Origin of the sequence: Pseudomonas sp. NY11955 (assembly GCF_048068035.1) — a bacterium.
In the GTDB taxonomy this organism is placed as follows: Bacteria; Pseudomonadota; Gammaproteobacteria; order Pseudomonadales; family Pseudomonadaceae; genus Aquipseudomonas.
Genome location: NZ_JBLUPS010000017.1, coordinates 62,358 through 83,125, shown reverse-complemented (window position 1 = coordinate 83,125; position 20,768 = coordinate 62,358). Strand labels below are relative to the sequence as shown.

Below are 20,768 nucleotides of genomic sequence, written 5' to 3'. Positions count from 1 at the left end.
CAAAGCAACCCCATGGCTTTCAAGCACTAGGCCTAGGCCGGCTCACGCAACGCAGCCTGCGTCTCCCGCGCCTGGGCCTCTGCCAGCCGGTACAGCTCGATACTGCCATCCCAATGCTCGATCAGCGCCGTGCACGACTCCACCCAGTCCCCGCAATTGAGGTAGTCCACCTCGCCCACCTTGCGGATCTCGGCATGGTGGATGTGCCCGCACACCACGCCATGAAAACCGCGCCGAGTGCACTCGTGGGCAATGGCATCCTCGAAGTCGCTGATGAAGTTCACCGCGCCTTTCACCTTGTGCTTGAGGTACGCCGACAGCGACCAGTAACCATAGCCATACCGCGCCCGCCAGTGGTTGAGCCAGCGGTTGAGCACCAAGGTAAATTCGTACGCACGGTCACCCAGAAACGCCAGCCAGCGGTGGTAACGGGTAATCACGTCGAACTGGTCGCCATGGATCACCAGCAGTCGGCGGCCATCGGCGGTCAAGTGCTCGGCCTCATCCACCAGCTGGATGTTGCCCAAGATCAGCTTGGAGTAGCGACGCAGGAACTCGTCGTGGTTGCCCGTGACATAGATCACCTCGGTGCCGCGCTTGCTCATGGTCAGCAGCCGGCGGATCACGTTGGTGTGGGCTTGCGGCCAGTAGATGCCGCCACGCAGCTTCCAGCCATCGATGATATCGCCCACCAGGTAGACGCGGTCGGCCTGGTAGCCCTTGAGAAACTGCGACAGGTGTTCGGCCTGGCAGTCGCGGGTACCCAGGTGCACGTCGGAGATCCACAGGGTACGCACGCGTTGCTTACGCGAGGGGCGGGACAGTTCGGCATGGGTCATGGGCAAGCTCCGGCGCAGTTTGCTGGAGACTGGCAGGCGCGCATGACAGCGCCATGGCAAAACAGTGACGAGTGATGGTGCGCAGGGATTGAGGCACAATGGGCTTCTGCCCTGTGAGGAAGCTCCCATGACCGCCGGCCCGATCCTCTCGCTGCGCCATTACCGCGATAGCCTGATCGCCCATAGCCACGAACACCCGCAACTGGTGTTTGGCCTGCGCGGCCGCCTGGAGTTCGAGGTACAGGGGCATGGCGCCGGGATCGATCGGCAGGGGCTGATCGTAGTGCCTGCGGGTGCTCATCACACGTGCGCCAGCGATACCGGCAGTGATTGCCTGGTGCTCGATGTGCCTGGGGAGCCTTGGCTGCACGAGCACTTGGGCGAACATGCCGAAGCCAGCCGCCGCCTGCTCGACCGCCCCGCCGCCCTGGGCCTGAATGAACGCCAGCAGCAACTGGTCGACTGGCTGGCGAGCAGCCCCATGCACGACCCGCTGATTGCCCGGCAAGGCGCGGCGTTGCTGCTGGCCAGCCTCAATGCCACGGCGGCAGCCAACGTGCGCGCCAGCCAGCGCTTGCCCTATGCAGCCTTCGATGCGCATATCGAGCAGCAGGCTGCCTACCCCCTGCAGGTCGCCGACCTGGCGCGCATCGCCGGGCTGTCCAGTGCCCGGCTGCATGCGCGTTTTACCGCCGAGTGCGGGATGACACCGATGGACTACATTCGCCAGCGGCGCTTGCTCAAGGCGCGGCGGCTGGTAGTGCAGACTTCGTTGCCCATGGGGGAAATTGCGGCACAGGTTGGGTACAGCTCGCAGAGTGCGTTTTCGGCGGCGATGTTGCGGGCGTTTGGGTGTACGCCTTTGGCTTTGCGGCGAGAGCCTGGCGACAACTGACAGCAGTCTTGCGACAGAAAGCGTTGGCCTGAGCCTTTACACTTTGCCTGTGCCGGCCTCTTCGCAGCACAAGGCTGCTCCTACACAGGAGCGTGCGTAACCTGTAGGAGCAGCCTTGCGCTGCGAAGAGGCCGCTACTGTCAGTACAGATCTTGAGCAAGGACCACCATGAACCACCGCACTGCATTGGGCGCCCTGCATATCGGCGCGCTGTTCTTCGGCCTGACGGGCGTCTTCGGCAAACTGGCCGCCAGCGCCAGCCCCGCCATCATCGTCTTCGGCCGCGCCGCCTTCGCCGTACTCGCCCTGGCCCTGTTCGCCAGCCTGGCCGGCCCAGGCTGGCAACGCCTGAGCGGCCAGGACGCGCGCCGCCTGCTGCTCGGCGGCGTGCTGCTGGCCGGCCACTGGGTCAGTTTCTTCATCGCAGTGAAAGTCAGCGGCGTGGCCATCGCCACCCTCGGTTTCGCCAGTTTCCCGGCCTTTACCGTGATCCTCGAAGGCCTGTTGTTCCGCGAGCGTATCCGCCGCAACGAGGTCGTATTGGTCGTGCTGGTCAGCATCGGCCTGATACTGGTCACCCCTGCATTCGACCTGGCCAGCGAAGCCACCGGCGGCCTGCTCTGGTCACTGCTCTCGGGCCTGCTGTTCTCGCTGCTGTCACTGACCAACCGGGCCGGCTCCGGCCGTTTGCCTGCGGTACAAGCGGCGCTGTGGCAGAACCTGGTGGTGGGCCTGTGCCTGCTGCCATTCGCGGCCCCTGGCCTTGCCGGCGTAGCCACCATGGACTGGCTGTGGATCGCCCTGCTCGGCATCTTCTGCACCGGCGTGGCGCACAGCCTGTTCGTCGCCAGCCTGGCCGTGATCAAGGCACGCACTGCCGCCGTGGTGTTCGGCATGGAGCCGGTCTACGGCATCGCCGTGGCTTGGGTGGTGTTCGCCGAAACCCCCACCGTGCGCATGCTGCTGGGCGGCGCGCTGATCATCTTCGCCATCGTGCTGTCCAGCCGCCTGTCCGCCGAGCAGCCGCCCAGACAGCGGCCACTGGCCGAGGGTGCCTGATCAACGATCATTGTGACCAAGGTCACGCTGCGGGTCGATGTGATCGCGCACCCGCTGCTTCAACACCTTGGCCTCGGGGAATCCACCGTCGGCCTTACGCTCCCAGATCTGCACATCATTGCAAGTGATGCGGAAAATGCCGCCGGTACCCGGCTCCAGCGCTACGCGGCCAAGGTCGTCGGCAAAGGTGCTGAGCAGCTCCTGGGCCAGCCAGGCAGCACGCAGCAGCCACTGGCACTGGGTGCAATAGGTGATGACGATTTCCGGTTTGTTGTCGGCCATGGTGAAACATCTCCTGGTAAGGGGCCGCTTATACTAGCGGTCTTTAGCCCACGGTTTGAGACTCACGATGCGCCGTTTGCTGTTCTGTTTTCTGCTCGCCCTCACCACGCTTACGGCCATCGCCGCCGAACCTGCCAGGCCCAAGGTCGGCCTGGTACTGTCGGGTGGTGCGGCCCGTGGCCTGGCGCACATTGGCGTGCTCAAGGCGCTGGAGGAACAGGGTGTGCGCATCGACGCCATCGCCGGCACCAGCATGGGCGCAGTGGTCGGCGGGTTGTACGCCTCGGGCTACAGTGTCGAAGAACTGGAAAAGCTCGCCATCACCCTCGACTGGCAACAGGCGCTGTCCGATGCCCCGCCGCGCAAGGACGTGCCGTTCCGGCGCAAACAGGATGACCGCGACTTCCTGGTCAAACAGAAGCTCAGCTTCCGCGACGATGGCAGCCTGGGCCTACCGCTGGGGGTGATCCAGGGCCAGAACTTGTCACTGCTGCTGGAAAGCAAATTGGCGCACACCGCCGACACCCGCGACTTCGACAAGCTGCCTATCCCCTTCCGCGCCGTGGCCACCGACATTGCCAGTGGCGAAAAAGTGGTGTTCCGCCGCGGTCACCTGCCCCAGGTTATCCGCGCCAGCATGTCGATCCCCGCCGTGTTCGCCCCGGTCGAACTGGACGGCCGCCTGCTGGTGGACGGCGGCATGGTCGACAACATTCCAGTAGACGTGGCCCGCGAAATGGGCGTGGACCTGGCCATCGTGGTCGACATCGGCACCCCGCTGCGCGATCGCAAGCAGCTACTGACCGTGGTCGACGTGCTCAACCAGTCGATCACCCTGATGACCCGACGCAACTCGGAAGAACAACTGGCCAGCCTGCACCGCGACGACATCCTCATCCAGCCATCGCTGACCGCCTTCGGCGTCACCGATTTCGGCCGCGCCCGGGACATGATCGACGCCGGTTACCGCGCCACCCGCCTGCTAGAACCACGCCTGGCTGCCCTACGCCAGCCTGAGGGCGACAGCAGCCTGGCCGTGGCCCGCTCGCCGCGCCAGCGCACGCCAGTGATCACCGCGATCAGGATCGAGAACGACTCCAAGGTCAGCGACGACGTGATCCGCTCGTACATTCGCCAGCCGATCGACGCGCCGTTGGAACTGGACCGCCTGCAGACCGACATGGGTACGCTGTATGGCCTGGACTACTTCGACCGGGTGCAGTACCGCGTGGTGCACAAGGGCGACGACAACACCCTGGTGATCAATGCCCGTGGCCGGCGCGGCGGCACCGACTACCTGCGCCTGGGCCTTAACCTTTCCGATGATCTGCGCGGTGACAGCGCCTTCAACCTGGGTGCCAGCTACCGGGTCAACGGCATCAACAGCCTGGGCGCCGAGTGGCTGACCCGCGGCCAGATCGGCGACCAGCAAGAGTTGTACAGCGAGTTCTACCAACCGCTGGACGTGGGCTCGCGCTATTTCATCGCGCCTTACCTGGACTTCGGCTCGCAGAACATCGAAGCCACCCTGGACAACGACCCGGTCGCCGAGTACCGCCTGGAGCGCTACGGCTTTGGCCTGAACGTCGGTCGGCAGATCGGTACCAGCGGTGAAGTGCGCCTGGGCGTGGGCAAGGCCTGGGGCGAAGCCGAGGTGCGCATTGGCGACCAAGACTTGCCCAAGGTCAGTTTCAACGAAGGTTTCTACGAGCTGAAGTATTCGTTCGACACCCTCGACAACGTGTACTTCCCGCACCGTGGCGAGGACATCGGCCTGACCTTGCGCAAATACGACAAGTCGCTGGACTCCGACCAGGATTACCGGCAGTGGTTGTTCAACCTGGACAAAGCCATCAGCAGCGGGCCGAACACTTTCGTACTGGGCGGGCGCTATGGGCGCACACTGGATGAGACCGAAGTGGTGACATCGAGCTTCGTGATGGGCGGCGCGCGGGAGCTGTCAGGCTTCCGCCAGGACTCGGTGTCGGGGCAGAACGTGAGCCTGCTGCGCATGGTCTACTACCGCCGCTTGACGCCGCGGGCCTATGTACCGCTGGACTTCCCGTTGTACATCGGCGGGTCGCTGGAGCGTGGGCGGGCGTGGAACAACGACAACGAGTTCGACAGTGGTTACATCAATGCGGCGAGCATCTTCCTGGGGCTGGAGACGCCGCTGGGGCCGTTGAACCTGAGCTACGGGGCCAACAGTGCGCATGAGCATGCGGTGTACCTGAACCTGGGGCATACCTTCTGAGGCGTGCACCGTATCTGTAGGAGCAGCCTTGCGCTGCGAAGAGGCCGGTATGACAGAAAATGCTCTGTGCCTGGTTTGGCCTCTTCGCAGCACAAGGCTGCTCCTACAACGATTGGGTTAAATCAAGACTTCTCGAGGTTGGCCAGGATCTTGGCATGCACCCGCATGCACACCTGCAGGTCCGCCTCGTCCACCCCGGTAAACAGCTCCACCCGCAACTGGTTGGCGATGGTTTCGATCTGGTCGATCAGTGGCTTGGCCGGTGGGCACAGCACAATCTTCTTCGCCCGCCGGTCCTCCAGCACCGCCTGCCGGCGCACCAGTCCTTGCGCTTCCAGGCTGTCGAGCAGACGCGCCAGGGTCGGGCCTTCGACGCCCACGCTCTGGGCCAGTTCCCGCTGGGTCGGGGCTTCTTCGAAACGGGCCAGGTGCAGCAACACCAGCCACCGCGCCTGGGACAGGTTGAGCCCGGCCAGGCGGCGGTCCAGCTCGGCACGCCAACCCCGGGACATCTGGGCCAGCTGCATGCCGAAGCGGTGTTGGTTGTCGGTCAGGGGCATAAGTAACTCATTGAGTAGATCTAATTATTAGGCAGCTAACCATGCCCTGCCCCACGAGGCAAGGCTCGGCCACGCTGAGGTGTTCGATAATCGTCAAAAAGCATGACAAAGGTCAGCAGATGGCGCTTCTGCCGTCGATCCTTCCTGCGTTTACAGTTCGAATTCCGCCGCCAGTGCCGCACGCACGCAATACAACACACCCTCCGGCACCCGTGCCCCGAACAACGGAGCGATGGCCGACACCGGTGGTAGCTCGCCCTCGCCATCGAGAAAGGCGTCCTGCACTTCCATCATCAGGTCTTCCGGCAGGTCGATGGCCTGGTCCAGGCTCAGTTCCTGGCGACCCAGCGCCTCGGCCAGCAGGCTATACACGTTCTTCTCGCTGCAGTTGAGTTGCCCGGCGATCTGCGCCGGGGTCATGCCGGCACGGGCCAGGCTGACCAGTTCGTGGCGCAGGTCGAGCACCACTTTCGGCGCCTCGTCGGTGCCGCCGCTGTTGTTCAGCACTTCGAGGAACGCCTGGCCGTAGCGCTCCAGCTTGCGCGCACCCACACCGCTGACCTGGGCCATGTCGCTGAGGCTGACCGGCTGGCTGCGCAGCATTTCCAGCAGCGTCGAGTCGGGGAAAATGACGTAGGGCGGCACGCTGTGCTCTTCCGCCAGCTTGCGCCGCAGGGTACGCAGCGCTTCCCACAGCTCGCGCTCTTCGGCACGTACCAGCTGGCTGGCCGGGCTGCCGCCGCTGGACGACGAGGTCTTGGCCGTGGTCTGCGGCTTGAGGTCGCGGCGCAATTGCAGGGTCACCTCGCCGCGCAGCAGCGGCCGGCAGCTGTCGGACAGGCGCAGGCCGCCGTAACCTTCCAGGTCGATGTCAACCAGGCCACGCGCCACCAACTGACGGAACAGCGAACGCCATTCGACCTCGGCCAGGCCCTTGCCGACACCGAATACCGAGAGCTTCTCGTGGCCAAAATTACGCACTTTCTCGGTGTCCTTGCCCAGCAACACGTCGACCAGATGGCCGACACCATAGCGCTGGCCCGTGCGAAACACCGCCGACAGTGCCTGGCGCGCCGGCTCGGTGGCGTCCCAGGTCTGGATGTTGTCGACACAGTTGTCGCAGTGCCCGCAGGGCTGCTCCAGGGTTTCGTCGAAATAGGCCAGTAGCGACTGACGGCGGCAGCGGGTTTCCTCGCACAGCGCCAGCATGGCGTCGAGCTTGTGCTGCTCGATGCGCTTGTGACGCTCATCGCCCTCGGAGTTCTGCAGCATCTGCTTGAGCATCACCATGTCCTGCAGGCCGTAGGCCATCCAGGCGTCGGATGGCAGGCCGTCACGGCCGGCACGACCGGTTTCCTGGTAATAGGCCTCAAGCGACTTGGGCAGGTCGAGGTGGGCGACGAAGCGCACGTTGGGCTTGTCGATGCCCATGCCGAAGGCAATGGTCGCGACCATGATCAGCCCTTCCTCGTTGAGGAAGCGATGCTGGTTGGCCGCGCGCGTCTCGGCAGCCAGGCCGGCGTGATACGGCAGCGCCGGGAAACCTTGCTCGCAGAGGAACGCGGCGGTTTCGTCGACTTTCTTGCGCGACAGGCAGTAGACGATGCCAGCGTTGCCACGGCGCTCGCCGAGGAAGGCCATCAACTGCTTGCGCGGCGCCTCCTTGGGCACGATGCGGTAGAAGATGTTGGGCCGATCGAAGCTCGACAGGAAGCGTTCGGCGCCTTGCAGGTGCAGGCGCTGGACGATCTCTTCGCGGGTTCGCATGTCGGCGGTGGCGGTAAGCGCTATGCGCGGCACATGCGGGAACAGTTCGGCCAACTGGCCCAGTTGCAGGTACTCGGGGCGGAAGTCATGGCCCCATTGCGACACGCAGTGCGCTTCGTCGATGGCGAACAGCGAGATGTCCAGGTCGCGCAGGAAGTCGAGCATGCGCGGCTGCACCAGGCGCTCCGGCGCCAGGTACAGCATCTTCACTTCGCCACGGCGCAGGCGCCCGGCCAGTTCACGCTGCTGCTCCACCGTCAGGGTGGAGTTCAACGCGGCCGCCGACACACCCAGCTCGTCAAGGGTGGCGACCTGGTCGTCCATCAGCGCGATCAGTGGCGAAACCACCACCGTCAGGCCTGGTCGCAGCAGCCCGGGTACCTGAAAGCACAACGACTTGCCGCCGCCGGTGGGCATCAGCACCAGGGCATCGCCGCCATTGGCCACGCATTCGATGATCGCTGCCTGGCGCCCACGGAAACTGTCGTAGCCGAAGATGTCCTTGAGAACGCGCTGAGCCTGTTCGAGCATGTGCAACTCCAAATCGCCGTACCATCCTGGACACAGGCTGGACGAAAAACCCGCCCCGCACACGCCAAATGCGTAAGCGGTTTTTGCCAGGCAGCCGGCAAAACCTGCCCCTGGATGAAAAATCGCGGAGTATACCGCAGCACCGCCCTGCACAGGGCACCACGGCGATAGACGTTCCCTTTGCCCCGCTGCCGCTGCAAGGTGCTAGAATTCGTTATCGTTTATTCCCCAAGGTAGCCCTGTAATGTCCTTCGCCGAGCAACTGACCCGCCTGCAAGCCTTCCTCGACGCCGACGAGCTGCACGAAGAAGCGCTGGACTATGTCGCCGCACACGGCTACCTCACCGCCCTGTCGATCAACGCCGAAGAGGTGCCCGAGCGCGAGTGGATCGACGCCCTGTTCGCTGAAGAGCCGCATTACGCCAGCGACGCCCAGCGCACCGAGATCGAAGCCACCCTGGTAGCGCTCAAGGCACACATTGCACGCCAACTGGCCAGCGAAGAAGAATTCGACCTGCCTTGCGACCTCGACCTGACCGACGAACCGGACGATTCCGACCTGCGCGGCTGGTGCATCGGCTTCATGGAAGGCGTGTTCCTGCGTGAAGAAGCCTGGTTCGACCGTGACGAAGAAGAAGTCAGTGAAATGCTGCTGCCGATCATGGTCGGCTCGGGCCTGTTCGACGAACAGCCGGAGTTCGCCGACATCGCCAGCAACGCCAACCTGCAGGACGACATGATCGTACAGATCCCCGAAGCGCTGACCGCGCTGTTCCTGCTGCTGCACGCCCCTGACGAAAAACCGGCACTGCTCAAGCCACGCCACCACTAAGCAGCCTGTGCGCTACCTGCTGCTGGCCACCGGCTGGCTCAGCGTTGCGCTGGGGGTGTTGGGGATATTCCTGCCGGTATTGCCCACCACCCCGTTTCTGCTCTTGGCGGCGGCCTGCTTTGCCCGCAGCTCGCCGCGTTTCCACCACTGGCTGGTCCATCATCCCAAACTGGGACCCTGGATCCGTGACTACCTCAGTGGTGAAGGCATTCCCCTCAAAGGCAAGGTCTACGCCATAGGTCTGATGTGGGCCAGCATTGGCCTGTCATGCTACCTGGTCCCCCTGTTCTGGGCGCGCACCTTCATGTTGACCAGCGCTGTACTGGTCAGCCTGTACATCCTCCGGCAAAAAACCCTGCGCAAAGCAAAGTGACAATATTTTGTCGCCAAATATCACTTTTGCCTAACTGCCACTTTCTTTATCGGAAATAGTTCTTGAACCCTGTGCAAGGCTTGTAAGCACTGGTTTTCAGGGTGGTTAACAGCATCACTCATTGGGCTGTCAGTAGATTTTATTAGACAATAAAAGTCTTATATGGCAATTTGATATGAATAAATCTTCTTATCTATCGCGTTGAATGTACTTAGCTGTGTTGTTAAAAACCTGCAACACTATACGCGATAACTTTATCGTCATTTTTTTGGCGAACAGCAGGATAAATTCCAGGATCAGGGAGATGTACCATGCGCGTTTTGAACCCCATCACCAGTGCATTACTGTTGGCCCTGGCGAGTGCCAACGTACAGGCGATGTCGATCACCGAGGCCGTCCAAAGCGCCGTGGACTACCACCCACAAGTCAGCTCCAACCGTAACAGCAAGCTGTCGGCCGATGAAGACGTGAAGTTTGCGCGTGGTGGCTACTACCCTTCCGTGGACCTGGTTGCCGGCTATGGTCGCCAGCGCTCGGACAACACTACCACCCGTGCCGAGGGTAACCACAACAAGGAAACCCTCAGCTACACCCAGTCCGAGCTGCGCCTGCGGCAGATGATCTTCGACGGTTTCAACACCTCGAACGAAGTGGGCCGCACCGAGGCAGTCTCTACCTCCCGCGCCTACTACACCCAGGCTGTTGCCCAGGACGTCGCCCTGCGTGCGGTCGAGGTGTACCTGGAAGTGCTCAAGCGCCGTGAGCTGGTGACCCTGGCCAAGAACAACCTGCAAGCCCACCTGCGCGTCAACGACCAGATCGGCCTGCGTAACGAGCGTGGCGTTGGCAGCACCGCCGACCTTGACCAGTCCCGCGCCCGTCGCGCCCTGGCGGAAAACAACCTGGACACCGCCGAAGTCGACCTGGCCGACGCCGAAGCCAACTTCTTCAGCGTGATCGGCCGTGCGCCGGACGAACTGGAAAGCCCGGCAACCATCAAGGGCGAAGTGCCTGAGACCCTCGACGGCGCGCGCGACAGCATGCGCCAGAACAACCCGTACATCAAATCCGCCCAGGCTGACGTCAATGCCGCCGAGCAGCAGTACGAAGTGGGCAAGTCGACCTTCTACCCGCGCTTCGACGCCATTCTGGCAACCGGTGCCAACAACAACACTGGTGGCGAGAAAGGCCACAACAACAACGATTGGCAAGCTGGCGTGGAGATGAACTACAACCTGTTCCGCGGCGGCAGCGACAAGGCTCGCCTGCAGTCCGACGCGCACAAGATCAACCAGGCCCTGGACATCCGCAACAACGCCCTGCGTGAGTTGACCGAAAACCTGAGCCTGGCGTGGAACGCCATGAACAACGCCAGCAAGCAGCTGCCGACCGCGCGTGAATACGCCGAGACCACCAAGCGCGTGCGTGCGGCGTACCAGGACCAGTTCGGCCTGGGCCAGCGGACCTTGCTGGACGTGCTGGACAGTGAGAACGAGTTGTACAACGCCGACCGCCGCTACACCGAAGTGCGTTATACCGAAGAGTTCTCGCGCTACCGCGTGCTGGCGACCATGGGCGAGCTGCTGGCCAAGCAGCGCATTTCGTTGCCGCCAGAGGCGCTGGCGACTACCGAGGTACGCACCGAGGCGCGCCTGCCTGAGATGCGTTGATCGGCGTTGAGCATTTGGGGCCGCTTTGCGGCCCATCGCAGCACAAGGCTGCTCCTACAGGGTTTCGCGTAATGGGCGATATGCCTTGTGCTGCGAATGGGCTGCAAAGCAGCCCCCAGCCCTCACTCAACCCCATGATTACGCTGAAACGTCTCCACCCCCATAGCCCTGATCTGCCCCTCGATCAAGGCCTCGAACGGCGCCAGCAACGCATCGAAGCAGGCCGGCTGCTCCAGCGCGTTCAATGCCCCCACCACCGCCTCGATCGTCGACAACGCCCCTGCTTCCGGCGCCTTGCGCAACCGGTAACGCGAGGGCGCGACAGCCCCCAGCGTCACCCGTGGCAACGCCTCCAACAGCGGGTTCATGTACAGCAACTTGCGCGCCTTGCGCCAGGTGCCGTCGGGCACGACAAGCAGCATCGGTTTGTCTTCGGCTTCGCCATAAGCCGTCAGCACCTGGGCCTCATCGCCCGGAAATAGCAGGGCCGGCCGGTAACCAGGCGTCGCAAGCAAATCGTCCAGGTCATCGAACACTTCACCTACCCGCAACTCGGCATTGTTCAGGCCAAGGGCGGCCAGGCGCGCGGTGTTCAGGGCATGGGCGGTTTCACTGGGGTGCTGCAGCAGGATCACGCGGGTACGGCTGTCGAGGGCGGGGATCAGTGGGCAGAGGCAATGGTCGAGCGGGCGCTGGCAGCGCTCGCAGCGGGGTCTGGGCATGGGGTTCTCCTTGGCGCAGAGAGTTTGCCACAGAACTGGGGCCCGCTTTGCGGGCCATTCGCCCTGTAGGAGCGGGCTTGCCCGCGAACACGGGCGAAGCCCGTACCAGCCACCGCGTCACCTGCATCGCGGGCAAGCCCGCTCCTACAACGGCCTCGGAGATGTCAGCGGTTGAAGCGCTCCGCCAGGCTATGCAGGTACTCCGCCATGCGCTCCAGGTCCTGGCTGATTTGCGCGCCTTGCCTGGCCTGGCCAGCACTTTGGTCACACAGCTGGGCAATTCTCACGATCTGCTGGTTGATATCCTCGGCCACATGGCTCTGCTGTTCCGAGGCCGTCGCCATCTGCTGGCTCATGCCGGTGATGCGGCTGACCGCCTGGGCAATTCCAGTCAGCGCCGCCTGCACCGCCTCGACACTGTGCACGCTGTCCCGAGAGATCTGCTCACCCCGGCTGGCAGTGGTCACTGCCCGCTCTGCCCCCGCCCGCAAGGAGGCAATGATGTGGTGAATTTCCTCGGTTGAAGCCCGGGTGCGCTGAGCCAACGAGCGCACCTCATCGGCCACCACGGCAAACCCGCGCCCCTGTTCGCCGGCACGCGCCGCTTCTATAGCGGCGTTGAGCGCCAACAGGTTGGTCTGCTCGGCAATCGACGTGATCACGTCGACCACACTGCCTATCGACTGGGTCTGCTCGGCCAAGGCATTCACCGCCTGGCCAATGTCATTGACCGCATCGCTCATGCTGCCCATGGCTTTCAAACTCTGCAGTGCCAGCTCGCTGCCCTGCTGCGCCAGCTGGTCGGCATCACCCGCCGCATGGGCCGTGCTCTGCACGTTGTGCGTGACCTGCTGGATGGTCGCCGCCATTTCGGCAATGGCCGTGGCCGACTGGTCGGTTTCGCTGCGCTGGCGGTCGAGCATCTGCGCCTGAGCATCGGACAGGTCGGAGGATTGCGCCGCCCGCGACTTCACCCCGATCCCGGCATCCACCAGCCGAGTCAGGGCCGTTTGCAGGCGCGCTTCCTCGCTGATGATGGCCAGGTCGAGCTGGCCCTGCAGGCCAGGATTGTCGCTGTAGGTCAACGCCACCAGCGGGCTGGTAAAGGCCTTGGGGTGCTCAGCCAGCGTGCGGCGGATGGCCTGGTTCTGCCGGTGCTCGACCAGGTACCAGGCCAGCAGCAAGCTGGCCATCAGGACACCAAGCGCCGCATAGGGCGGTAGCCAGAGGTAACCCGCCGCCGACACCAGGCCTGCGCCGATCATTGGCCAGCCATGGCCCAGAGCGTGCCCCAGGCGAGCTGCCAACGGCACCGGCCCGCGGCCATCGCGCAAGCGAGCGTACAGTGCTTCGGCACGGTGAATCTGATCCCTTGTGGGCACCGAACGAACCGACTCGAAGCCACTGATGCGGCCCTGTTCGTAAATCGCCGTGACGTAGGCGCTGACCCAGTAGTAATCGCCATTCTTCGCCCGGTTCTTGACCACCCCCATCCACGGCTTGCCCTGCTTGATCGTCTCCCACATATGGCCGAATACCGCTGGCGGCATATCCGGGTGGCGCACCAGGTTGTGGGGTTGGCCGACCAATTCGTCGTAGGTGAAGCCGCTAATTGCAACAAAGGCGTCGTTGCAGTAGGTGATGCGGCTGTTGAGGTCCGTAGTGGAAATCAGGCGTTGATCGCTGGAAAAGGTTCTTTCGTGCTCAGTGACGGGCAAATTCATGCGCATCTTGGGCGATCCTTGCAGGATGAAATAAGGGGGAAATCATCAGCGCAAGTTGATATGTAGCAGAGCGCTATCAGGTTAGCGGTCAGCTTTTGCCGGTTTTTAACGCCGCCCGACGGAATGCACGAATACGTCGCATCTCAGCCGACGTTGAGCTGGCTTTTTAGCAGGTCGCGGAAGGTCTGGATCAACGGTTCACGGCTACGCCCACGGCGAATGATCAGCGAGAACGGGGCCTGGTAACCGAACGTCGACGGCGACAGCACGCGCAAGTCGCCCTTGTCGACCCAAGCCTGGGCGTAGTGCTCGGGCAAGTAGCCGATATAGGCGCCGGAAAGGATCAGGATCAGCTGCGCCTCCATACTCTCCACTGTCGCCGCGCTGTGCTTGAAGCCATGCCGGGCCAGTTCGGCCTGGCTCCAGTAGCCGCGCCCGACCATGCGCTGCTGGGTCACCACCTGCTCGGGGATGCGCCGCTCGGTATACAACGGATGGCGGCTGCTGCAGTACAGCCAGTGCTGCTCGCGGTACAACGGCTGGTAGAGCAAGCCGCTCATGCGCGAGGAAAACGCACCGATGGCCAGGTCCAGGCGGTTGTCCTGCACACCCAGTTGCAGCTCATAAGGGCTGGACACCGACAGGTGCAGGTGCACCGCCGGGTGCTCCTGGCTGTAGGCACCAATGGCCTCGGCCAGCGGCAAGGCGCGGTCGCCGACCGTGGAGTCGATCACCCCCAGGTTGAGGGTGCCGCGCAACTCGCCTTTGAGGGCGGCGGCGTACTGCTCGAAGCCGTCCAGCTCGGCCAGCAGGCGCAGGGTTTCCTGGTGGAACAGCTCGCCCTTGCTGGTCAGGCTGAAGCCCCCCCGCCCACGGTGGCACAGCACGATACCCAGGGCGCCCTCCAGCTGACTCATGTAGGTGCTAATGGCCGAGGTCGACAGGTTGAGCTCGCGCTGGGCGTTGGCAAAGCCCTGGTGGCGCACCACGCTGATGAAGATGCGCAACAGTTTCAGGTCGGGCAGGGTCGAGGCCATGGTGCAACGCTTCCACAAGGGTATTGGCGCGCAGTCTAACCGCTCTGCCAGCCTTTAGTTCAGAAATTCCTGAACTAAGTATTTGTCGGTAGCGATTCTTCCCCGGCACTACCTTGCGCAGACTTGGCCGAAATGTCCCTGCCCGCCGGCAAAACCACACTTCAAAGGCGCGCGGCGGCACAGGTTCGAACAAACAGAACAATCGACCGACTGATGAGGCCCACCGTGGACAAGACTCTCCACCAACCACTGGGCGGCAACGAAATGCCGCGTTTCGGCGGCATCGCCACCATGCTCCGTCTCCCCCACCTGCAAAGCGCCGAAGGCCTGGATGCCGCCTTCATCGGCGTACCGCTGGACATCGGTACCTCGCTGCGCTCCGGCACTCGCTTCGGCCCTCGGCAGATCCGCGCCGAGTCGGTAATGATCCGCCCGTACAACATGGCCACCGGTGCCGCCCCGTTCGACTCGCTGTCGGTAGCCGACATCGGGGACGTGGCAATCAACACCTTCAACCTGCTGGACGCCGTGCGCATCATCGAAGAAGCGTATGACGAAATCCTTGAGCACAACGTCATCCCCATGACCCTGGGTGGCGACCACACCATCACCCTGCCGATCCTGCGTGCGCTGCACAAGAAGCACGGCAAGATCGGCCTGGTGCACATCGACGCCCACGCCGACGTCAACGACCACATGTTCGGCGAGAAGATCGCCCATGGCACCACCTTCCGCCGCGCCGTGGAAGAAGGCCTGCTCGATTGCGACCGCGTGGTGCAGATTGGCCTGCGCGCCCAGGGCTATACCGCCGATGACTTCAACTGGAGCCGTCGCCAGGGCTTCCGCGTGGTGCAGGCCGAAGAATGCTGGCACAAATCGCTGGAGCCTTTGATGGCCGAAGTGCGGGAAAAAGTCGGCGGTGGCCCGGTGTACCTGTCGTTCGACATCGATGGCATCGACCCGGCCTGGGCGCCCGGCACCGGCACCCCGGAAATCGGCGGCTTGACCACCATCCAGGCGATGGAGATCATTCGCGGCTGCCACGGCCTGGACCTGATCGGCTGTGACCTCGTCGAAGTCTCCCCGCCTTACGACACCACCGGCAACACCTCGCTGCTCGGTGCCAACCTGCTGTTCGAAATGCTTTGCGTGCTACCGGGCGTAGTACGTCGTTAATACCGCTGCACCCCGGCAGGAGCCATGAGGGAGGGCCACAGAGGCCCGCCAACAACACGACAAGACCGCCGGGCGCCGCAAATACGCCCGCGTGGTCGATCTCGCCATAATAAAGATAATCGGGAGACCCCCAATGGCCTTGGACATCATTGTTGTAATGATCTACACCGCCGGCATGCTCGGGCTTGGCTGGTACGGCATGCGACGCGCGAAAACCCATGAAGACTACCTGGTAGCTGGGCGCAACCTCGGCCCTGTGCTGTACATGGGCACCATGGCCACCACCGTGCTCGGTGGTGCTTCCACCGTTGGCACCGTGCGCCTGGGCTACGTTCACGGCATTTCCGGCTTCTGGCTCTGCGCGGCCCTGGGCCTGGGCATCATCGCCATCAACCTGTTCCTCGCCAAGCCGCTGTTGCGCCTGCGCATCTTCACCGTGACCCAGGTGCTGGAGCAGCGCTACAACCCGACTGCACGCCAGGCCAGCGCGGTGATCATGCTGGCTTACGCGCTGATGATCGGCGTCACTTCGACCCTGGCCATGGCCACCGTCCTGCAAGTGCTGCTGGACTTGCCGTTCTGGGCTTCGCTGATGCTCGGCGGCGGTGTGGTGGTGTTGTACTCGACCATTGGCGGCATGTGGTCGCTGACCCTGACCGACATCGTCCAGTTCGTGATCAAGACCGTCGGCCTGATGTTCATCCTGCTGCCAGTGTGCCTGTACAAGGCCGGTGGCTGGGACACCCTGGTGGCCAAATTGCCGGCGGCCAGTTTCCAGCTGACCACCATTGGCTGGGACACCATCATCACCTACTTCCTGATCTACTTCTTCGGCATCCTCATCGGCCAGGACATCTGGCAGCGGGTGTTCACCGCCCGTGACGAAAAGGTCTGCCAACGTGCCGGTACCACCGCGGGTGTGTATTGCGTGCTGTACGGCTTGGCCTGTGCGGCGATCGGCATGGCCGCACATGTGCTGATGCCCGACCTGGCCAACCCGAACAACGCCTTTGCCGAGATGATCAAGACCACGTTGCCTGATGGTATCCGTGGCCTGTTGATGGCTGCAGCCCTGGCGGCCATGATGTCCACCGCCAGCGCCGGCCTGCTGGCCGCCTCGACTACTGTCACCGAAGACCTGCTGCCCAAGCTGCGTGGCGGCAAGCAATCGAGCCTGGGTGTCAGCCGCCTGTTCACCTTGCTCACCGGCCTGGTGGTGCTGGGCATCGCACTGATGGTGAACGATGTGATCAACGCCCTGACCCTGGCCTACAACCTGCTGGTCGGCGGCATGCTGATCCCACTGATCGGGGCGATCTTCTGGAAACGTGCGACCACCGCAGGCGCGATTGCCAGCATGTCGCTGGGCTTCGCCACCGCACTGCTGTTCATGTTCAAGGACGGGCTGGAGGCCAATACGCCGATCTACTACAGCCTGGCTGTTGGCCTGGTCAGCTTTGTGGTGGTGAGCCTGATGTCGCGCAAACCAGTCGGTGCGGTGAATCTGGCCTGACGGATTATCGGAAGAAACAAAAAGGCCGCTGCACCCACCCAGGTGCAGCGGCCTTCGTTTTTACTCAGCGGCGACGCGATTGGCGTTTGCGCTGTTCTTCATCAGTCGGGATCGGCACCGGCTGCAAGGGTGGTGGAATCAGCCCCAAGGCGACCGCCAGGTCGTGGAGCCAGTTTGACAGTGGTTTATTCATAATGCCCCCTTGACGGGTCAGCCTCACGGCGAATCAATCCTGCGATGTTTCATACAGATCATAGCCCGATGTCCTGTATTACGCATGCTTCTGCTCCTAGAGATAAGGGCCATTTTGACGCGGATCAAGCCGTAGCGGCGCATTCCGACGACTGGTTAATCGTTTCGCTTTGTTGCAGGTCGATCCACGCCTGCAGATTGGCCCCGCGCATACCCTGGCGCCACATCAGCCAGGTGACCGCCTGATCGAACGGCGCCTGCAGCGGGTGCACCCTCACCCGGTCCCGCCCAGGCAAGCTGTCGAGCATCGACTGGGCCATCATCGCCACGCCCGCACCGGCAATCACACAGGCCAGCATGCTCTGGTACGACTCGATCTCCATCACCCGCCCCATCGGCGTATGGGCATGGGCATACCAGGCCTCCAGACGCATGCGGTACGAGCAACCCTGGCGGAAGGTGAACACCGCCTTGCCCGCCACATCCTTGGCCGTGTGTACCGCCGAGTGCTCGGGGCTGGTGATCAGCACCAGTTGCTCATCGCACAGCGGCACACCGTCCAGCCCGGCCAGGTTCAGCGGCCCATCCACCAGCGCTGCGTCCAGGCGGTGGCTGAGCAGGCCTTCGAGCAACTCGCCACTGGGAGCGGCGCGCACTTGCAGGTTCACCGCCGGGTATGCCTGGTGATAACGCGCCAACAACGCCGGCAGGTGGGTCGCCGCCGTGCTGTACATGGTCCCCAGCACAAAATCGCCGGCCGGTTGCCCCCCTCGCACGGCGGCAAGCGCCTCGTCGCGCAAGGCTGACATGCGGTGGGCGTAGTCCAGCAGCACCTTGCCCGCAGGCGACAACTGCAAACGCTGACGTTCGCGCAGGAACAGTTCGACACCCAGTTGCTCTTCGAGCTGGCGCAAACGCGTCGAAAGGTTCGATGGCACCCGGTGCAAGCGTTCGGCGGCACGGGTGACCGAGCCCTCCTCGGCCACGGCCTGGAAGATACGCAGCTGGCTGAATTCCACGGCATTCTCCAAAACAGAACAACTTGATCATCATTATTCAATTTTACTGAAAAAGAAACCGCCCTAACCTGCCAGCCATCGCTTACAACCCTGCAGGAGACCTGTCATGTCGCCACTCATTCAACTGCTGGCCAGCGCCGTGGCGCTGATGATGGCCATGGGCATTGGCCGCTTCGCCCTCACTCCGCAATTGCCACAGCTGATTGCCGAGGGCCAGTTCGACCTGACAGTCGCCGGCCTGGTCGCGGCGGCCAACTACCTGGGTTACTTCATTGGTGCGGTAGACGCCATGTTCGCCCGCTCGCCAGGCCAAGTACGCCTGCGCCTGCATGGCGGGCTGTGGCTGTGCGTGCTGCTGACCCTGGCCTCATGGGCTGCCGATGGCTTCTGGGGCCACCTGCTGCTGCGCTTTGGCACCGGCGTGGCCAGTGCCTGGGTGCTGGTGATGATCACCAGCCTCAGCCAGCAGGTAGCCAATGCCCACCATCATCAGCGCCTGGGGGCCCTGGTGTTCGCGGGGCCCGGCCTAGGCATCGCAGTGACCGGGCTGCTGGCCTTGGTGGCACATGTGCTGGGGCTGGGCTCGGCAGCCCTGTGGCTGATCTATGCCGTGGCGGCACTGGTGATGCTGCTGGCTGTACAACCATGGCTGCCGCGGGCACTGCAAGCGGCGCCAACACCAGCACGCCAAGGCCGGACCCGCAGCGTCGGCATCGGCCGCCTGGGGCTGGTGTATGCCCTGTATGGCGTGGGTTACATCCTGCCGGCTACCTTCCTGTCACAGATGGCCAATCAGCAATTTCGCGGGCAATGGCTGGCCGACCTGTTCTGGCCAGCGTTTGGCCTGGCGGCGGCATTGGGTGTGTTGCTGGTGAGCCTGCGCCGTGGCGGCCGCACTTCGACCTGGCTGACTGCCACCTTGTGGCTGCAAGGGCTGGGCGTGTTGGCCTGCCTGATGGGTGGGGGCATTGGCTTGGCGCTGGGCGTGGTGCTGTGTGGCGGGCCGTTCCTGGCCTGCATGCAACTGGTGATGCAGCGCTCACGTGAGTTGGCGCCACATGCCACGCAGCGCAATGCCGGGCTGCTGACCGCGTGCTTTGCCCTGGGGCAGTTGAGTGGACCGTTGCTGGCAGCGCTCAGCAGCCATTACAGCGGCGGGCTGCAGCCTGCGCTGATGCTGGCTGCGGGCGGGCTGCTGGTAGCTGGGGGGTTGGTGCAGTTGGCGGGCAATGCACAGCAAGCCAGCCCCTGCCAGAACAAGGTTGCATCCTGAATTCACAGGCGGCCCCTGTGGGAGCGGGCAAGCCCGCGAAGAGGCCAGTGCAGACAATCAACTACCCAACAAGCCGCCGCAGCTGTTGCTTCACCCATGGCTCGGCACTTACCAGAACAACCCCCAGCAACACCATCAGGGCCCCAACCACGAAATTCACGCTCAGTGGCTCATCCAGCAGCAAAACACCAAAGGTCACCCCGAATATCGGGGTAATGAACGAAAACACCGCCAAGTTCGACGCCAGGTATTTGCGCAGTAACCAGAACCAGGTCAGGTAGCTGATGAACGACACCACAATCCCCTGGAACAGCACACTGCCCATCGCCAGCGGCGTCAGCGACACCGCGCCGATCTGCCCACTGAGCAGGGCAATCAGCAGCAGCCCGGCAAAGCCGACCGCCAGCTGATAGAACAGGGTCAAGGTCGCTGGGGCCTCTGAAAGCCGGGAACAGCGCACCACCACCGTGGTCGCGCCCCAGGCCAGCCCGGCGATCACACCAAACGCATCGCCCAACAGGGTGCGGCCATCCATGTGCTCGAACGACATGCCACCGGCAAAGGCCATGGCGATGCCGCCGAAAGCCAGCAAAATGCCCAGCCACTGCAGAAGCCGCAGGCGTTCGCTGGGCAGGCTGAAATGCAGGCCCAAGGCGGTGAATATTGGCGCGGTATAGAGGAACACCGACATGTGCGCCGCCGACGTCAGTTTCAGGCCCTCGGCAATGAACAGAAACTCCACGCCGAACAGCCCACCTGCCAGCAGCCCGGCGCGCCAGGTGCTGCCGACCTGCTCCCAGCCACCGCGCCAAGACAGCATCAGGCCAACCAGCACAGCAGCAATGCCATTGCGCAGTGCGGCCTGCATCACCGGGGCGATGTCGACGGCGGCGGTTTTGATCAATACCTGCTGACAGCCCCAGATCAGGCACAGCCCCAGCATTACCTGCAAAGCGAAGGCGTCAGGGTTCTTGCGGACCGCGCTCATGAGCGGCGCTCTGAGGTGATCGTAGGCATGGGCAAGGCTCGGCAGCGTTCAGAAGCTACCGA

The 20,768-nt window shown here is 63.3% G+C and carries 18 protein-coding genes and 2 pseudogenes; 9 read left to right on the top strand and 11 right to left on the bottom strand.

Annotated features, from left to right (window positions below; translation table 11 throughout):
* Window positions 1-32 precede the first annotated feature (32 nt).
* Window positions 33-839: a UDP-2,3-diacylglucosamine diphosphatase gene (locus tag ACNFBR_RS24870; protein WP_416737203.1), complete on the bottom strand. Its 807-nt coding sequence runs from the start codon at window positions 837-839 to the stop codon at window positions 33-35.
* 127 nt (window positions 840-966) lie between these two features.
* Here ACNFBR_RS24870 and ACNFBR_RS24865 point away from each other — a divergent pair, with 127 nt between their 5' ends.
* Together ACNFBR_RS24865 and ACNFBR_RS24860 are read left to right on the top strand one after the other, a co-directional pair.
* A complete protein-coding gene (locus ACNFBR_RS24865; RefSeq protein WP_416737202.1) occupies window positions 967-1,734 on the top strand; it encodes an AraC family transcriptional regulator in 768 nt (255 codons plus the stop codon).
* A 168-nt stretch (window positions 1,735-1,902) separates the two neighbouring features.
* Complete coding sequence (locus tag ACNFBR_RS24860) at window positions 1,903-2,793, top strand: DMT family transporter (protein ID WP_416737201.1); 891 nt, start codon at window positions 1,903-1,905, stop codon at window positions 2,791-2,793.
* On the opposite strand, the gene ACNFBR_RS24855 is transcribed toward ACNFBR_RS24860, so the two are convergent.
* Window positions 2,794-3,075 carry a SelT/SelW/SelH family protein gene (locus ACNFBR_RS24855; protein WP_416737200.1) on the bottom strand — a complete coding sequence of 94 codons (282 nt, stop codon included), beginning with the start codon at window positions 3,073-3,075 and terminating at the stop codon, window positions 2,794-2,796.
* 67 nt (window positions 3,076-3,142) lie between these two features.
* Between ACNFBR_RS24855 and ACNFBR_RS24850 the strand changes: the two genes are divergently transcribed.
* Window positions 3,143-5,329: a patatin-like phospholipase family protein gene (locus ACNFBR_RS24850; protein ID WP_416737199.1), complete on the top strand. Its 2,187-nt coding sequence runs from the start codon at window positions 3,143-3,145 to the stop codon at window positions 5,327-5,329.
* 122 nt (window positions 5,330-5,451) lie between these two features.
* Here the strand turns inward: ACNFBR_RS24850 and ACNFBR_RS24845 are convergent, their stop codons facing one another.
* Together ACNFBR_RS24845 and recQ are read right to left on the bottom strand one after the other, a co-directional pair.
* Complete coding sequence (locus ACNFBR_RS24845; RefSeq protein WP_016711876.1) at window positions 5,452-5,889, bottom strand: MarR family transcriptional regulator; 438 nt, start codon at window positions 5,887-5,889, stop codon at window positions 5,452-5,454.
* A 150-nt stretch (window positions 5,890-6,039) separates the two neighbouring features.
* On the bottom strand, window positions 6,040-8,187 hold the full coding sequence (gene recQ / locus ACNFBR_RS24840) for a DNA helicase RecQ (RefSeq protein ID WP_416737198.1): 2,148 nt from the start codon (window positions 8,185-8,187) through the stop codon (window positions 6,040-6,042).
* A gap of 244 nt (window positions 8,188-8,431) precedes the next feature.
* Between recQ and ACNFBR_RS24835 the strand changes: the two genes are divergently transcribed.
* The 3 genes from ACNFBR_RS24835 to ACNFBR_RS24825 all read left to right on the top strand — a co-directional run bounded on the left by ACNFBR_RS24835 (window position 8,432) and on the right by ACNFBR_RS24825 (window position 11,062).
* Window positions 8,432-9,019, top strand: coding sequence for a YecA family protein (locus ACNFBR_RS24835; protein WP_416737197.1), 588 nt, complete (start codon window positions 8,432-8,434; stop codon window positions 9,017-9,019).
* Between the two features lie 7 nt (window positions 9,020-9,026).
* Window positions 9,027-9,392, top strand: a complete 366-nt coding sequence (locus ACNFBR_RS24830) for a YbaN family protein (protein ID WP_416737196.1) — start codon at window positions 9,027-9,029, stop codon at window positions 9,390-9,392.
* A gap of 311 nt (window positions 9,393-9,703) precedes the next feature.
* Window positions 9,704-11,062, top strand: a complete 1,359-nt coding sequence (locus tag ACNFBR_RS24825; protein WP_416737195.1) for a TolC family outer membrane protein — start codon at window positions 9,704-9,706, stop codon at window positions 11,060-11,062.
* Window positions 11,063-11,184: 122 nt separating this feature from the next.
* Here ACNFBR_RS24825 and ACNFBR_RS24820 read toward each other — a convergent pair whose 3' ends face one another.
* The 4 genes and pseudogenes from ACNFBR_RS24820 to ACNFBR_RS24805 form a co-directional block, all read right to left on the bottom strand.
* Window positions 11,185-11,784 (bottom strand): tRNA-uridine aminocarboxypropyltransferase, encoded by a 600-nt coding sequence (locus tag ACNFBR_RS24820; RefSeq protein ID WP_416737194.1) that lies wholly within the window; start codon window positions 11,782-11,784, stop codon window positions 11,185-11,187.
* 164 nt (window positions 11,785-11,948) lie between these two features.
* Window positions 11,949-12,929, bottom strand: a pseudogene (locus ACNFBR_RS24815) (methyl-accepting chemotaxis protein); the annotation flags it as partial.
* A 303-nt stretch (window positions 12,930-13,232) separates the two neighbouring features.
* A pseudogene (locus ACNFBR_RS24810) lies at window positions 13,233-13,508 on the bottom strand (PAS domain-containing protein); the annotation flags it as partial.
* A 143-nt stretch (window positions 13,509-13,651) separates the two neighbouring features.
* A complete protein-coding gene (locus ACNFBR_RS24805) occupies window positions 13,652-14,545 on the bottom strand; it encodes a LysR family transcriptional regulator (protein WP_012273604.1) in 894 nt (297 codons plus the stop codon).
* 225 nt (window positions 14,546-14,770) lie between these two features.
* Between ACNFBR_RS24805 and speB the strand changes: the two genes are divergently transcribed.
* On the top strand, window positions 14,771-15,721 hold the full coding sequence (gene speB, locus ACNFBR_RS24800; RefSeq protein ID WP_416737193.1) for an agmatinase: 951 nt from the start codon (window positions 14,771-14,773) through the stop codon (window positions 15,719-15,721).
* 133 nt (window positions 15,722-15,854) lie between these two features.
* A complete protein-coding gene (locus ACNFBR_RS24795) occupies window positions 15,855-17,234 on the top strand; it encodes a sodium:solute symporter (protein WP_016711884.1) in 1,380 nt (459 codons plus the stop codon).
* Window positions 17,235-17,298: 64 nt separating this feature from the next.
* On the opposite strand, the gene ACNFBR_RS24790 is transcribed toward ACNFBR_RS24795, so the two are convergent.
* Window positions 17,299-17,427: a PA1414 family protein gene (locus ACNFBR_RS24790; protein WP_256122388.1), complete on the bottom strand. Its 129-nt coding sequence runs from the start codon at window positions 17,425-17,427 to the stop codon at window positions 17,299-17,301.
* Between the two features lie 124 nt (window positions 17,428-17,551).
* Entirely contained in the window at window positions 17,552-18,445 is an 894-nt protein-coding gene (ptrR, locus tag ACNFBR_RS24785) for a putrescine utilization regulator PtrR (RefSeq protein WP_416737192.1), read from the bottom strand.
* Between the two features lie 106 nt (window positions 18,446-18,551).
* Here ptrR and ACNFBR_RS24780 point away from each other — a divergent pair, with 106 nt between their 5' ends.
* A complete protein-coding gene (locus ACNFBR_RS24780; RefSeq protein ID WP_416737191.1) occupies window positions 18,552-19,718 on the top strand; it encodes an MFS transporter in 1,167 nt (388 codons plus the stop codon).
* 61 nt (window positions 19,719-19,779) lie between these two features.
* Here ACNFBR_RS24780 and ACNFBR_RS24775 read toward each other — a convergent pair whose 3' ends face one another.
* Complete coding sequence (locus tag ACNFBR_RS24775; protein ID WP_416737190.1) at window positions 19,780-20,706, bottom strand: DMT family transporter; 927 nt, start codon at window positions 20,704-20,706, stop codon at window positions 19,780-19,782.
* Between the last annotated feature and the right edge of the window lie 62 nt (window positions 20,707-20,768).